Source organism: Streptomyces spiramyceticus (assembly GCF_028807635.1).
Taxonomy (GTDB): domain Bacteria; phylum Actinomycetota; class Actinomycetes; order Streptomycetales; family Streptomycetaceae; genus Streptomyces; species Streptomyces spiramyceticus.
On record NZ_JARBAX010000001.1, the window covers coordinates 1,413,910 to 1,427,515 of the forward strand.

At 70.9% G+C, this 13,606-nt stretch carries 14 protein-coding genes; 9 read left to right on the plus strand and 5 right to left on the minus strand.

What is annotated here, in order from left to right; translation table 11 throughout:
* The first annotated feature begins 27 nt into the window (after nucleotides 1-27).
* Complete coding sequence (locus PXH83_RS06345) at nucleotides 28-867, plus strand: hypothetical protein (RefSeq protein ID WP_274557671.1); 840 nt, start codon at nucleotides 28-30, stop codon at nucleotides 865-867.
* A 40-nt stretch (nucleotides 868-907) separates the two neighbouring features.
* Here the strand turns inward: PXH83_RS06345 and PXH83_RS06350 are convergent, their stop codons facing one another.
* Nucleotides 908-1,405: a carboxymuconolactone decarboxylase family protein gene (locus PXH83_RS06350; protein ID WP_274557674.1), complete on the minus strand. Its 498-nt coding sequence runs from the start codon at nucleotides 1,403-1,405 to the stop codon at nucleotides 908-910.
* 47 nt (nucleotides 1,406-1,452) lie between these two features.
* On the opposite strand from PXH83_RS06350, the gene pdxR reads away from it, so the two are divergent.
* The 5 genes from pdxR to PXH83_RS06380 all read left to right on the plus strand — a co-directional run bounded on the left by pdxR (nucleotide 1,453) and on the right by PXH83_RS06380 (nucleotide 6,645).
* Entirely contained in the window at nucleotides 1,453-2,871 is a 1,419-nt protein-coding gene (pdxR, locus tag PXH83_RS06355) for a MocR-like pyridoxine biosynthesis transcription factor PdxR (RefSeq protein ID WP_274557676.1), read from the plus strand.
* Nucleotides 2,872-2,982: 111 nt separating this feature from the next.
* On the plus strand, nucleotides 2,983-3,789 hold the full coding sequence (locus tag PXH83_RS06360) for an RlpA-like double-psi beta-barrel domain-containing protein (RefSeq protein WP_274557678.1): 807 nt from the start codon (nucleotides 2,983-2,985) through the stop codon (nucleotides 3,787-3,789).
* Nucleotides 3,790-4,089: 300 nt separating this feature from the next.
* Nucleotides 4,090-4,629 carry a prolyl oligopeptidase family serine peptidase gene (locus PXH83_RS06370; protein ID WP_274557680.1) on the plus strand — a complete coding sequence of 180 codons (540 nt, stop codon included), beginning with the start codon at nucleotides 4,090-4,092 and terminating at the stop codon, nucleotides 4,627-4,629.
* Between the two features lie 99 nt (nucleotides 4,630-4,728).
* On the plus strand, nucleotides 4,729-5,760 hold the full coding sequence (gene glnII, locus PXH83_RS06375; RefSeq protein ID WP_274557682.1) for a glutamine synthetase: 1,032 nt from the start codon (nucleotides 4,729-4,731) through the stop codon (nucleotides 5,758-5,760).
* Between the two features lie 315 nt (nucleotides 5,761-6,075).
* Nucleotides 6,076-6,645: a winged helix-turn-helix domain-containing protein gene (locus PXH83_RS06380; RefSeq protein WP_274557685.1), complete on the plus strand. Its 570-nt coding sequence runs from the start codon at nucleotides 6,076-6,078 to the stop codon at nucleotides 6,643-6,645.
* Between the two features lie 21 nt (nucleotides 6,646-6,666).
* On the opposite strand, the gene PXH83_RS06385 is transcribed toward PXH83_RS06380, so the two are convergent.
* The 3 genes from PXH83_RS06385 to PXH83_RS06395 form a co-directional block, all read right to left on the minus strand.
* On the minus strand, nucleotides 6,667-7,782 hold the full coding sequence (locus PXH83_RS06385) for a mechanosensitive ion channel family protein (RefSeq protein WP_274562697.1): 1,116 nt from the start codon (nucleotides 7,780-7,782) through the stop codon (nucleotides 6,667-6,669).
* 270 nt (nucleotides 7,783-8,052) lie between these two features.
* Nucleotides 8,053-9,504, minus strand: coding sequence for a PepSY-associated TM helix domain-containing protein (locus tag PXH83_RS06390; protein WP_274557687.1), 1,452 nt, complete (start codon nucleotides 9,502-9,504; stop codon nucleotides 8,053-8,055).
* 78 nt (nucleotides 9,505-9,582) lie between these two features.
* A complete protein-coding gene (locus PXH83_RS06395) occupies nucleotides 9,583-10,269 on the minus strand; it encodes a hypothetical protein (RefSeq protein WP_274557689.1) in 687 nt (228 codons plus the stop codon).
* A 207-nt stretch (nucleotides 10,270-10,476) separates the two neighbouring features.
* On the opposite strand from PXH83_RS06395, the gene PXH83_RS06400 reads away from it, so the two are divergent.
* Together PXH83_RS06400 and PXH83_RS06405 are read left to right on the plus strand one after the other, a co-directional pair.
* A complete protein-coding gene (locus tag PXH83_RS06400) occupies nucleotides 10,477-11,742 on the plus strand; it encodes a sensor histidine kinase (protein WP_274557691.1) in 1,266 nt (421 codons plus the stop codon).
* Complete coding sequence (locus tag PXH83_RS06405; protein ID WP_274557693.1) at nucleotides 11,727-12,386, plus strand: LuxR C-terminal-related transcriptional regulator; 660 nt, start codon at nucleotides 11,727-11,729, stop codon at nucleotides 12,384-12,386. The genes PXH83_RS06400 and PXH83_RS06405 overlap by 16 nt, the downstream gene beginning before the upstream one ends.
* Before the next feature lie 20 nt (nucleotides 12,387-12,406).
* Here PXH83_RS06405 and PXH83_RS06410 read toward each other — a convergent pair whose 3' ends face one another.
* Nucleotides 12,407-12,865, minus strand: coding sequence for a MarR family winged helix-turn-helix transcriptional regulator (locus PXH83_RS06410; RefSeq protein WP_420803121.1), 459 nt, complete (start codon nucleotides 12,863-12,865; stop codon nucleotides 12,407-12,409).
* Nucleotides 12,866-12,937: 72 nt separating this feature from the next.
* On the opposite strand from PXH83_RS06410, the gene PXH83_RS06415 reads away from it, so the two are divergent.
* A complete protein-coding gene (locus tag PXH83_RS06415) occupies nucleotides 12,938-13,510 on the plus strand; it encodes a carboxymuconolactone decarboxylase family protein (protein WP_274557695.1) in 573 nt (190 codons plus the stop codon).
* Nucleotides 13,511-13,606 lie beyond the last annotated feature (96 nt).

Sequence of the window (13,606 nt, forward strand, 5' to 3'; positions counted from 1 at the left end):
CGGGCAACGCTGTTACTCTCCGCGCCCATGACTCTTGGTGATCATGGTGCATACGGCGGCATGTACCCGCCCCCGCCCCCTCCCCCTCCGGCCCCGAAAACCGGGCACAGCATATGGCTCATAGCCGGCGGTACCGCCGCTCTGACCGTCGCCGTGGTGGCGGGCGCGGCGCTGTACGCCGGGCAGGGATCGCCGCCCGGCTCCGGTCCGGACAAGGCGGCCGGTTCGGCGGCGTCGGCATCGGCGTCCGGGCCCGCGTCCTTGCCCCCGTCCGCGCCCGCCGCCGTACCTTCGGTCAGCGGCGCGCTGCCCAGCGACGCGCCTTCATCGCTGCCGTCGCTGCTCGCCCGGCCCGTCGTCCGCCCCGCCCAGGCCTTCCCGGAGAAGACCGTCCGGCTCGCTGACGGCTCCGTCCACGACCGGGTCGAGGTACGCACCACGACCGAATGCGACCGGGCCATGTCTCAGCAGCTCGCCGGAGTCCTCGCGCAGGGCTCGGGCTGTCTCCAGCTGACGTCGGCCCTGTTCACCGATGCCGAGCGACGCTCACAGGTGACGGTCGGCGTGCTCAGCCTCAAGCGGGCCGAGGACGCGGCATTGGTCTTCGGGATGGCCTCGATGGACCCGGTCACCTACCAGGTCGTCTCGCTCGATCCGCCGCCCGAGGCCGGTCTGCCGACCGTTCCGCCCGGCTCCGCCGGGGTGTTCAGACGGCTGATGACGGTCCGGTCGGTGGTCTTCGCCAACGGCCAGTGGTCGGACGGCTCGGAGTCCCGGGAGGCGGCAATCACCAAGCAGACGGAGCAGCTCCTCTCGTACGTCAACGAGAAGGTCGCGACGTACGAGCAGGGGAAGGGGCAGGGGTAGGGGAACGGGTAGGGGAACGGGACCGGGAAGGCCGATCCGGTCAGGAGACGCGCTCGTCCTCGCCCGCGACCTTGGCGGTGGCGAGCGCGATCCGGTTCCAGGTGTTGATGGTGAAGATGAGGGCGAGGAGGTGGCCGAGCTCCTTCTCGTCGAAGTGGGCGGCCGCCCGCGCGTACACGTCGTCCGGCACCCCGCCGTCCGCGATCAGCGTGACCGCGTCGGTGAGGGCGAGGGCCGCCTGCTCCCTGGCCGAGAAGAAGTGGGTGGCTTCCTTCCACACGCCGACCATGTGCAGCCGCTCTTCGCTCTCGCCCGCCTTGCGGGCGTCGGAGGTGTGCATGTGCAGGCAGTATGCGCAGTGGTTGAGGTGCGAAGAACGGATCTGCACCAGCTCGACCAGCGTCGGGTCGAGGCCTTCGCGGGCGGCGGCGTCGAGGCCGATCACGGCCTTGAACGCCTTGGGGGCGGCCTTGGCGAAGTTGATACGGGCAACCGGCGTCTGCTTGATCTCTGTCGTCTTGATCTCTGTCGTCGTCATGGGTACGAATCTACGAGCACAGGCGACCGGGGACGGGGTGCATTCTGTTGGCAGAATCATGGGTCAATTCGGCGGAGGGGCTGGGCAGCGACCTCCATCTGGAGCTGGAGCGTTCGGGCCCCGGCAGCCGGCGCGCGGCGTTGATGCGCGCCCTGCGTGAGGCGGTACGGAGCGGGCGGCTCGCCCCGGGCACGCGGCTGCCGCCGTACCGCTCACTCGCGGCCGACCTCGGTCTGGCCCGCAATACGGTCGCCGACGCGTACGCCGAACTGGTCGCGGAGGGCTGGCTGACCGCCCGGCAGGGCTCTGGGACCCGGGTCGCGCAGCGGGCTGCGCCGGCCACGCCCGCACAGCGGTCACGCACTCCGGCGCGGGCCGCCCGTCCGGCGTACGACCTGGTGCAGGGCAAGCCGGACCCCTCCGCGTTCCCGCGTACCGCCTGGCTGGCTTCGGCCCGGCGGGCACTGACCGCGGCGCCCCACGACGTCTTCGGGCCCGGCGATCCGCAGGGCAGGGTCGAGCTGCGGCGGGCGCTCGCGGAGTACCTGGCGCGGGTGCGCGGGGTGCGGACCGGGGCCGAGCGGATCGTGCTGTGCTCGGGGGCGGCGCATGCGCTGCGGCTGCTGGCGGGGGTGGTGGGCGGGACGTGGGCGGTGGAGTCGTACGGGTTGCCGTTCCATCGGGCGCTGCTGGCGGACGAGGGGGTGCGTACGGTGCCGCTGGAGGTCGACGAAGACGGTGCCAGGGTGGGGGAATTGCACGGCCCCGGGACCGTACTCCTCACTCCCGCGCACCAGTTCCCGACGGGCGGGCCGCTGCATCCGGAGCGCCGGGCGGCCGTGGTGGACTGGGCGCGGGCCACGGGCGGGATCGTCCTTGAGGACGACTACGACGGCGAATTCCGGTACGACAGGCAGCCGGTGGGGGCGGTGCAGGGCCTCGACCCCGACCATGTGGTGCTGATCGGGTCGGTGAGCAAGAGCCTATCCCCCACGCTGCGGATCGGCTGGATGGTGCTGCCCGAGCGGCTCGTGGACGGCGTCGTCGCGGCGAAGGGCGGGCGGGAGCAGTGGTCGAGCGCGACGGAGCAGCTGACGCTTGCCGACTTCGTCGAGTCGGGGGCGTACGACCGGCATGTGCGCCGGATGCGGCAGCGCCACCGGCGCAGACGCGACCAGTTGGTGGCGGCGCTGGCCGAGCGGGCGCCGCACGTCCGGGTGACGGGTATCGCGGCGGGGCTGCATGCCGTACTCGAACTCCCGCCGGGGACAGAGCGGGCGGTGGTGAAGGCGGCGGCCTGGCAGGGACTTGCGGTGGAGGGGCTTTCCGCGTACCGGCATCCGGGGGGTGGGCCGGGTGGGGATCGTGACGGCCTGGACGGCCTGGTTGTCGGGTACGCGACGCCTGCCGAGCATGCGTATGCGGGGGCGCTGGACGCGCTGTGCCGGGCCTTGCCGCCTGCCTGATACGGAAGTTGTTGGTGGGGCGGTTGAGTCGAAGCGGCTTGCTACTCGTACGTAACGGCACACGGAAACCCAGCCGGCCGTGGCACACACGGCCGAGGACAGGAGTCACACGTGTCGCGCAAGAAGACCCTCAGCCGCAAGAAGAAGCTCGCCCTGCTGGTCACCGCCGTCGCACTGGCCGGAGGCACCGCCGTGGTGATGACGGGCACCAGCCAGGCCTCGGTGGCCTGCGACGGGCTGGACACCGCGCTGAGCAACAACGAGCAGTTCATCGCCGGGCAGCGGGCCAATCCGGATGCGCAGTCGGAGGCGCGGATCGCCAATCGTGAGGCTGTGATCGAGGAGATCAAGCGCAAGCAGGCGGCGTCGGGGTGCGAAGTCGGGGGCGGCGGGGGCGAGGCGGGTGCGGACGCGGGTGCCGGTGCGGACGCCGGTGCCGGTGCGGACGCCGGTGCCGGTGCGGGTGGTGACGCCGGTGCGGACGCCGGTGCCGGTGCGGGTGGTGACGCCGGTGCGGACGCCGGTGCCGGTGCGGGTGGTGACGCCGGTGCGGGTGGTGACGCCGGTGCGGGTGGTGACGCCGGTGGGGAGGCTGCTCAGCCGCCGGCGCAGGAGCCTGGAGACGCCGCGCCTGCCTCGCCACCCGCCGAAGGTGGGAACGGCGGCGAAGGCGAAGTCGTCTGCGCCGGGTCCACCGTGACGCTCTCGGGCGAAGGCGGGGCCCCCGCCGCGTCCAGCAACGAGTTCCCTGTAGGCACCAAGCTCAAGGTCACCAACCTCGACAACGACAAGTCGACGACCGTCGAGGTCACCTCGGCTTCGGGCAGCTGCGCGCTGCTCAACAACGCGGCGTTCGAGCAGGTACGGGAGCCCGGCAAGTTCCTGATCCGCAAGGCACGGATCGAGCGCGTGGGGTAGAGCGGGGACCCGGCGGAGTTTTCCCCTCCCCGCCCCTTCCCGGCTGTGACATTTGGGGCTCCGCCGCGTGACGGGGCAAACCCCGAGGCCCCCGGATGCCCTTCAGGACACTCCCCCTACGCCCGCAGGGCGTAGGGGGCTGAAACGCCGGACGGGCTGAGGGCGCCTGGGGCGGAGCTCCCACCCCGGGCCCCTCACCGTCCCAGCCGGGCCTCCGCCTCCGCCTCCGCCTCCGCGAGGATCTCCGTGACGCGCAGGCCGAGCGCCGCGTCGCACGGATGCGGTTCTCCGGTTCGTACGGTGTCCAGCAACGCGTCGACAGCCGCTCCGAACGACCCGGTTCCACCGCCCCACGAGGGGAGCCGGGTCGAGCCCGCCTATCCCCAGGGCCTCAACAACGGCTGGGGCGACGGCAACGCGCCCACAGTGCGCCGCCCCGACCCCGACACGGATGTGCGCCTCACGGAGTCCCTGGTCGAGAAGCTGATCCGGAGCGAGCACGCCGACCCGAAGCGCGTGTACGTCGTCGGATTCTCCAACGGCGGCTCCATGGCCCTGCGCATGGCCGCCCAGCGGCCCCGGCTCGTCGCCGCCGGCGGCGTGGCCGGTGCCCCGGCCACCAAGAAAAGAGGAGGGTTACACCCGCACCGTCTGGGCCGCCCCGCCGGCCGACGCCGAGGTGGCAGCTGCTCGTCGTACACGGCGGCGGCCACCGCTGGCTGGGCTCGGCATGGAGCCCCAGCGCCTCCTTCGGCCCACGAGCAAGGCTCTGGACGCCACCGGCACCATGGTCGGCTTTCTGACCGGCACGCGCTCGTGATGCGCAGGAAACCTGAGTAACACGGGGTTCACACATGAGCAACGGACGGGAAATCACGCCTTGCAAGGCTGCCCCCACAAGCCCGCCGCGCCCGCAGAACCCCGCAAAGGATGGCGTCCGTGACCTTCAAGGCCGAGTACATCTGGATCGACGGCACCGAGCCGACCGCCAAGCTTCGCTCCAAGACGAAGATTCTGCCGGGCTCTGCCGCAGGTGTCGACGAGCTGCCCATCTGGGGCTTCGACGGATCCAGCACGAACCAGGCCGAGGGTCACGCGTCCGACCGCGTGCTCCAGCCGGTCTTCTCCTGCCCGGACCCGATCCGCGGCGGTGGGGACGTACTCGTCATGTGCGAGGTCCTCAACATCGACATGACGCCGCACGAGTCCAACACGCGTGCGCTGCTGCGCCCGGTCGCCGAGCAGTTCGCCGCCCAGGAGCCGATCTTCGGCATCGAGCAGGAGTACACCTTCTTCGACGGCACCCGTCCGCTCGGCTTCCCGGTCAACGGCTTCCCGGCCGCGCAGGGCGGCTACTACTGCGGCGTCGGCTCCGACGAGATCTTCGGCCGCGACATCGTCGAGAAGCACCTCGACCACTGCCTCACCGCCGGCCTGGGCATCTCCGGCATCAACGCCGAGGTCATGCCCGGTCAGTGGGAGTTCCAGGTCGGCCCGCTGGCGCCGCTGGAGGTCGCCGACCAGCTGTGGATCGCCCGCTGGCTGCTCTACCGCACCGCCGAGGACTTCAACGTCTCGGCGACCCTCGACCCCAAGCCGGTCAAGGGTGACTGGAACGGCGCGGGCGCGCACACCAACTTCTCGACGAAGGCGATGCGCGAGGGTTACGACGCGATCATCACCGCGTGCGAGTCGCTGGGCGAGGGCTCGAAGCCGATGGACCACGTCAAGAACTACGGCGCGGGCATCGACGACCGCCTGACCGGTCTGCACGAGACCGCCCCGTGGAACGAGTACAGCTACGGCGTCTCGGACCGCGGCGCTTCGGTCCGTATCCCGTGGCAGGTCGGCCAGGACCAGAAGGGCTACATCGAGGACCGCCGTCCGAACGCGAACGTCGACCCGTACGTCGTGACGCGGCTCATCGTCGACACGTGCTGCACCGCGATGGAGAAGGCCGGCCAGGTCTGATCCGCCGAGCTCGACGAAGGGGCGCCCGCCGGTCCGGTGGGCGCCCCCTTCGACGTACCAGGGTGCGGAACGGGTCTGCTGCCGACGGCGTGCATCTGCTTCAATGGGGCTCATGGCCGACTTCCAGGACACCGCGACAGGTCGTAGCGACCTCCAGCCGTTCTGGCCTTCCCGTCAGCACCACGACTTCGACCGGCTGTGTTGTCGCGCGACGAACGCGCGGGCCCTCTAAAGCCGTTCACACCGGTCTTCGGCCGGCGCGCACGACGTAGTACGTCCCTCGACGACTCCTCCGCGCGAAAGAGCTGACCTCTCATGGCGAACACCCGTACCTTCTCCGCTGCCGTCCCCCAGCCTCCGTCCGTCGTCGGCCGTCATCGGCTGCGCGCCGTCGACCGGGACGAGGTGGTCCGTAACGGCAGGCCGTTCGATGTGGCGGACTTGCTTCCGCCGGGCGCCACTTGGCTGCCCGCGCCCCAGCACACGCTGCCCACACTGCCGGGCCGGCCGCCGATGATCGGCTACCTCGTGCTCGTACCGGCCGATCAGCAGACTGCTGCCGTTACTGGCGTAATGCCCGCGGAGTCCGGGGACTTCGGACCTGTGCGGATCGACACTGTCCAGCGCACCGCCGCCGTCGACGGGCGGGCGCTGGATCTGACGTATCTCGAATTCGAGCTGCTCGCGCACCTGGTGGCGCATCCCAACCGGGTGCACACCCGCGATCAGTTGGTGACCACCGTGTGGGGTTACGGGCATGTGGGCGACGGCCGGACCGTCGACGTCCACATCGCCAGGCTGCGGCGCAAGCTGGGGGCCGAGCACCGCGCCACGATCCAGACGGTGCGGCGGGTCGGTTACAAGTACACCGTTCCCGCGCACTGAGTACGAGCCAGCACGCGCGCGCTACCGCACCGGCTCCGTCGCCTCGCGCTGGTGCGGTATCGCCATCGGCGTCTCCGCCGGCGTCCCTGTCGGCGTCCCTGTCGGCGTCTCGCCCTGCTGCACTGTCACGGTCCGCTTCGGGGCGGGAACCCTGATGCCCTCGGCCCGGTACCGCTGGTGCAGGCGCTTGATGAACTCGTGCTTGATCCGGTACTGGTCGCTGAACTCGCCGACGCCGAGGATCACCGTGAAGCTGATCCTGGAATCGCCGAACGTGTGGAAGCGGACGGCCGGTTCATGGTCGGGGACCGCGCCCGTGATGTCCGTCATCACGCTCTCCACGACCTCGGTGGTGACCCGCTCGACGTGTTCCAGGTCGCTGTCGTAGCCGACTCCCACCTGGACCATGATCGACAGCTGCTGTTCCGGCCGGCTGAAGTTGGTCATGTTGGTGCCGGCGAGCTGCGCGTTCGGGATGATCACCAGGTTGTTCGACAGGTTGCACACCACGGTGTTGCGCCAGTTGATGTCGACGACGTAGCCCTCCTCGCCGCTGCTGAGGCGGATGTAGTCACCCGGCTGCACCGTCTTCGCGGCGAGGATGTGCACGCCCGCGAACAGATTGGCCAGCGTGTCCTGCAGCGCGAGAGCCACCGCCAGACCGCCTACACCCAGCGCCGTCAGCAGCGGCGCGATGGAAACGCCGACGGTCTGGAGTACGACGAGGAAGCCCATGGCAAGCACCACGACGCGCGTGATGTTGACGAATATGGTGGCGGAACCGGCCACTCCCGACCTGGATGTCGCCAGGGACTGCACCAGACCGGCGATCACCCGGGCCGCCGTGAGGGTCCCGGCGATGATGAGCAGGGCGGTCAGCGCCGTGTTGACGTTGCGTCCGGTCGTGGGGGTCAGCGGAAGCGCTGCCGCGGCCGCCGCGGCGCCGGCTGCCACCGCCGCCCAGGGGACCAGGGTCCGCAGGGCGTCGACGATGACGTCGTCTCCGCTCCACCGCGTCCTGCTGGCCCGTTCTCCCAGCCACTTCAGGGTCGCTCGCAGGAGCAGGCCTGCCGCGATGCCGACGGCCACCGCGATTCCGGCGACGATCACGTCGTGCAGTGTGAGGGCCCGGTACATGTAGGTGTCTCCCGTGGTCCGATAGGTGCGCGGTCGTGGCGCGGGCGTACGGACGAGGTCCTGCACGGACGAAGTCCGACGCCGTCCGACGCCTCCGACGCCGACGTCATCCTGCCGCATGCGGTCGGCCGGGTCGCAGGTGCCCCCACCTGGGCTCTTCCCTCAAGTTCGGCTCGTACAGGCATTGTTCGGCGGGGGCGGCGGTCCGGCCTGCCGCTTGCGCGGGGCGGGGAGGCCGCCCGTACCCGGGCAGCCTCCCCGCCCCCTGCCTCAGGCCGCCGTCCGCGTGCGGGCGCGCGACACCATGCCCAGCACCGCGTCCACCACCAGGAACACCAGCAGGCTGATGCCGAGCAGCGGTACGAACCAGCCGACCAGGGCCGTGACCGCCGCCAGCGGCAGCAGTGCCGTGACCGGCACCTTGCGCCAGGCGCCGCGCGGCATCGGCCGGCCCGCGCTCAGCCTGCGCTCCTTCGTCGGCCTGCGCAGCCACCACATGCGGTAGCCCCAGACGATCAGCATGATCAGGGCGAACGCGAGGGCAGCCAGGGCCAGCTGGTTGGCGAGGCCCAGGAACAGTCCGGTGTGGGCGTCGATCCCGAACCGGGTCAGCTTGGCGAGCAACGGATAGTCGGCGAAGCGCAGTTCGTCCATGACCTTGCCGTCGGCCGGGTCGACGGCGACCGAGTCGAGGTGGACCGGAACCTGCTTGTCGGTCTCCTTGACGACGTAACCGCTGCCGTCGGCCGGCAGGATCACCGAGAGCTCGCCCTCGATGCCGGCGGCGCGGGCGGACGCCAGCGCCTTGTCGATGCCGACATCCATCCCGGTCATGGCCTCACCGGGACCGGCGCCGCCGTGCCCTGCGTGTTCGCCGCCACCGTCTCCGGCGCCCTCGGACAGCGCCGCCGAGACCACCGGGGTGGCGCCGCCGAGCTGGTCCTGCACGGCGCCGATGTTCTCGCCCGCGTACCGGGACCAGGTCAGGCCGGTCGCCGAGAGCAGTACGAGCCCGAGCACCGCCCACATGCCGATCGTGCCGTGCCAGGACAGCGTCCGGCGCCGGCCGGCGGTCCCGCGCCGCGAGGGCAGGAGCAGGCCGCGGACCCCGCCGCGCTGCGAACGCCTGCGCCCGACCCACAGCGCCACGCCGCCGAGCGCGACCACCCAGAGCCAGCTGGCGGCCAGTTCGCTGTAGTAGCGGCCGAGGTCGCCGAGGTGGAGGTCGCGGTGGAGTTCGTCGAGCCAGGTACGCAGCGGCAGGGCGCCGGAACCGCCGAAGCTGGTCAGCTCGCCCCGTACCTCCGCGGTGTACGGATTGACGAAGACGGCGAGCGACTTGCCCTCCTCGACCTCGGGCGTCGTCATCAGCACGCGGGTCGTGGCACCGTCCTGCGCCGAAGGCCAGACGGCGGTCACGGTGCCCTCGGGGTGGGCCTCGCGGGCGGCGGCGAGCTGCTCGCCGAGCGGTACGGAGCGGTCGCCGACCGGGACTTCCAGCTCATGGCTGTAGATGAATTTCTCCGCCTGGAAGGAGAGTGAGTAGAGCAGCCCGCTGACGGCGGCGATCAGCAGGAGCGGCGCTATGAGCAGGCCGGCATAGAAGTGGATGCGCAGGACGAGGGGGCGCAGGGCGCTCCAGGTGCTTCGGCGCTCGGTGGCCGCCGGAGCGTCGGCGGCGTCCGTCCCTTGTGCGGGTTGTACGGGGTCGTCAATGGCCATGACTGTCCTCGGGGTTGTCGACTGGTGACATGGGGGCGTGGAGCCCGGGGCATGGGAATCGGCCCCCTGGTCACTCGGTCAGACAGAGGAGAGCGCGGGGGCCGTGGCGCGGGGTACGGATCCCCACGGCGGCCCGCGCCGCGACAGCGTGTGCGCGAGTACGACGCCCGGCCGCAGGCGGTGGGCCGTGCGGGGCCCGCGCGGCCGTGCGCGGTGCGGCAGTTCGGGGACGCGTACGACGGCCACCAGCAGCCGCAGCGGAGTGAAGGCGAGCGCACCGATGGCGTGCGCGAGCTTGAAGAAGGCCGCTTCGCCGCGCGCGAGCCACAGTCCGCAGAGGAGCGCGGCGGCGAGGTGGGCGCCGGTCATCGCCAGCGACGAGCCCTGGACCTGGGCGACTTGTGCCTGGACGTGTGCCTGGACCTGGCCGGCGTCGGCCGCCATCGCCATCGTCTCCGGGTCCATCGGCGGCATGTGGGCGACGGGCATCCGGTGGTGACCGCCGTCCGCGCCCTGTGCCGTACCGAAGATCAGGTGCAGTGCGCCCTGTACGGCGAGGAGTCCGCCGCCGACGGCGAAGATCCCGCGCCGCCGACGGCCCGCGGTCCAGGCGAGGCCGCCCGTCACCGCGAAGGCCGCCAGCAGTCCCGATACCGGAACTTCATGACCAGACATGAACGAATGCCCCACGGCGGTCGTAATGACGCAGACCGCCGCGAAGAGTGCGGCTCGCAGTGCGCGCATCGGCGACCGGGCGTCCGTCATGGTCCGCTCATGTTGCCATCCCGGCGGCCCCGGTGGGGTCATAGGTGCAGCCCACAGCTGGGTGGCAGCGGTCGCGGGCTGCCGTTCAGGGGTGGTGCTGGGTACACCCCGGGACCGGGGGCCGGACCCAATGCCTCCGGCGGGTCGCACCGGCAAGACTGTGGGACATGCCCGGCGCACGGGCCGCCGATGAGAGGGTTGACCACCATGATCGCGACGAAGATACGCAGCGCATTCCTGGCAGCGGTACGAGGACTGGCCCTGTCGGTCGTTACGCTCGCAGGCTCGATCACGCTGTTCGTGTTCACGGTGATCTCGCTCTCGCTCATCGTGATCGGCATCGGCCTCTTCACCACCCCCGTCGTGCTGACCGCTCTCCGTGCGTATGCCAATCAGCGGCGACTGTTCGCGGCCAAGTGGTCGGACGTGCGCATCCCCGTCCCGTACCGCCCGATGCCCGCCGACCTGCGCTCCGGCATCACCGGCCAGGTCGAGCGGTGCATGCTGATGCTGAAGGACCCGGCGACCTGGCGGGACGTGCTGTGGCTGCTGAGCGACATGACGGCGGGCTTCGTCACGGCGGTGGTACCTGCCGCGCTGTTCCTGTATCCGGTCGAGAGCCTCGTACTGGCCGCGGGCCTGTGGCGGGCGTTCACCGAGGACGGCGCGTACTGGTACGGCTTCGTCCCCGTGGACAGCCAGGCGACGGCCCTCCTCGCGCTCGCCCTGGGCTGCGCGACCTTCGCCGTGTCCCTGCGCCTTACGCCCGCCCTGATGCGCGTCCACTTCCTCCTCACCAAGTCGCTGCTCGCCCCGACCAGCGAGATGACGCTCGCGCAGCGCATCGACCACCTCACTGAGACGCGGCACGACGCCGTCGACACCTCCGCCGCCGAACTGCGCCGCATCGAGCGGGACCTGCACGACGGCGCGCAGGCCAGGCTGGTCGCCATGGGCATGAACCTCGGCACGATCGAGGCGCTCGTCGAGAAGGACCCGGCCCAGGCCAAGAAGCTCCTCGCGATGGCCCGCGAGTCCTCCGCCGAAGCCCTGACCGAGCTGCGCGACCTGGTGCGCGGCATCCACCCGCCGGTCCTCGCAGAGCGCGGACTGGGCGACGCCGTACGGGCGTTGGCGCTGCGTCTGCCCATCGAGACCGAGGTGACGGTGGACCTCCCGGGCCGCGCCGAGGCCCCGGTCGAGTCGGCGGCGTACTTCGCGGTCAGCGAGGTCCTGACGAATGCGGTCAAGCACTCCGGCGCCGACCGCGTCTTCGCCGACATGCACCATGCGGACGGCATGCTTCGGATCGCCGTGACCGACAACGGGCAGGGCGGGGCGGCCGTCGGGGCGGGGTCCGGGCTCAGCGGCATCGAACGCCGGCTCGGTACATTCGACGGCATCCTGGCCGTCAGCAGTCCCGCGGGCGGCCCCACCATGGTGACCATGGAGATCCCTTGCGAGTTGTTCTAGCCGAAGATCTCTTCCTGCTCCGCGACGGCCTGGTGCGCATGCTCGAAGCCTTCGACTTCGAGATCCTGGCCGCCGTGGAGACCGGGCCCGAACTCACCAGGGCCCTGGCCGAGTTGGAGCCGGACGTCGCGGTCGTCGATGTCCGGCTTCCGCCGTCCCACACCGACGAGGGCCTCCAGTGCGCCCTTGAGGCCCGCCGCGCCCGACCCGGCCTGCCGGTGCTCGTGCTCTCCCAGCACGTGGAGCAGCTGTACGCCCGCGAGCTGCTGGCCGACGGCAACGGCGGCATCGGCTACCTGCTCAAGGACCGGGTCTTCGACGCGGAACAGTTCATCGACGCCGTACGCCGGGTGGCGGCCGGCGGCACCGCGATGGACCCGCAGGTGATCTCCCAGCTCCTCTCCCGCCGCTCCCAGGACAAGCCGATGGGCGGGCTGACGCCGCGCGAGCGGGAGGTCATGGAGCTGATGGCACAGGGCAGGTCGAACGCGGCCATCGCGGGCCAGCTCTTCGTCACGGAGCGGGCGGTGGCCAAGCACACGTCGAACATCTTCGGCAAGCTCGGCCTGCCGGTGTCGGACGACGACAACCGCCGGGTGCTTGCCGTACTGGCGTACCTGGACCAGGGCCAGAACGGCATTTAACAGCATTTAGCAGCCGGGATTCAGGAGCCGAACCAGCCTGCCGCGTCCAGCCGGAAGCCGCCGCCCGGCACCATCGCGCGCAGGTCGGCCTCCAGCGCACCGACCCGCTGCTCTCCGAGCGTCTCGACCCAGCGGGCGCGCAGCCGGTCGAAGATGGCGGCCGATCGCGACAGTACGTCGACTCCGCGCGGCGTGAGCCTGACCATCTTGCGCCGCCCGTCCTCGGGGTCGTCGGCCCGCTCGACGTATCCGAGCCGCTCCAGGCGCTCCACGGTCTTGCCCGCGGCCTGTTTGGAGACGCCGAGGCGCCGCCCCAGTTCACCGGCGGTCGCGCCGCCGGGCCCGACGGCCTGGAGGGCGAAGCCGTGCGCGGGGCGGACGTCCGGGTGGCCCTGTTCGGCCAGTTCGGCGTGCAACTCGTCGATGAACGAACGGAATCCGGCGAACAGCAGCAGCGGAAGTTCGTAGCCCTCAGCCATTGCGCAACTCGACAACCTCGTTTACGTTTTCGTCAATCATGTTGTCGAGTTTACCTCAGGAGAGCCCGCCGCATGTCAGAGATCCAGCCGTCCCCGTTCCCCGACCACACCGTCGACACAGCCCCCGCCGCCGCACGCCGCTCCATGGAGGCGACGGCGAAGCGGCTGGGCTACCTGCCCGCCCCGGTCGCCCGCCTGGCCACCTCGCCGCACCTGCTCGACGGCTTCCTCAGGCTCAGCGCGATGTTCGAGTCGACCACCCTGGACCCGCTCTCCCGCGAGACCGTCATCCTCACGATCGCCACGCGCAACGGCTGCGAGGTCTGCGTCGCCATGCACACGGCGAAGCTGACCTCACTGGGCGCCGACGCCGCCCTGATCGAGGAACTGCGAGGACAGCAGCCGCTCAGCGACGAACGGCTCGAAGCGGTACGGCAGTTCACGCTGGAGGTGCTCGCCACCACGGGGGACGTCGGTGACGGGCCCATGAAGTCCTTCCTGGACCGGGGCTACACCGCACAGAACGCGCTTGAGGTGGTCATGGGCATCGGCGTGTACACGATGTCGACCCTTGCCAACCGGATGACCGGCGCTCCTCTGGACGACCGGCTGGCGCCGTTCGCCTGGGGCGGACCCGCGGCCTGACGGTCCTTGTACGTCGGGTTCCGTCCCCCTTTGCGAATGTAGATTTCTACGAATCCAGAAGGCGTTTGAACGCGCCGCGAACCACGTCCGTATGGG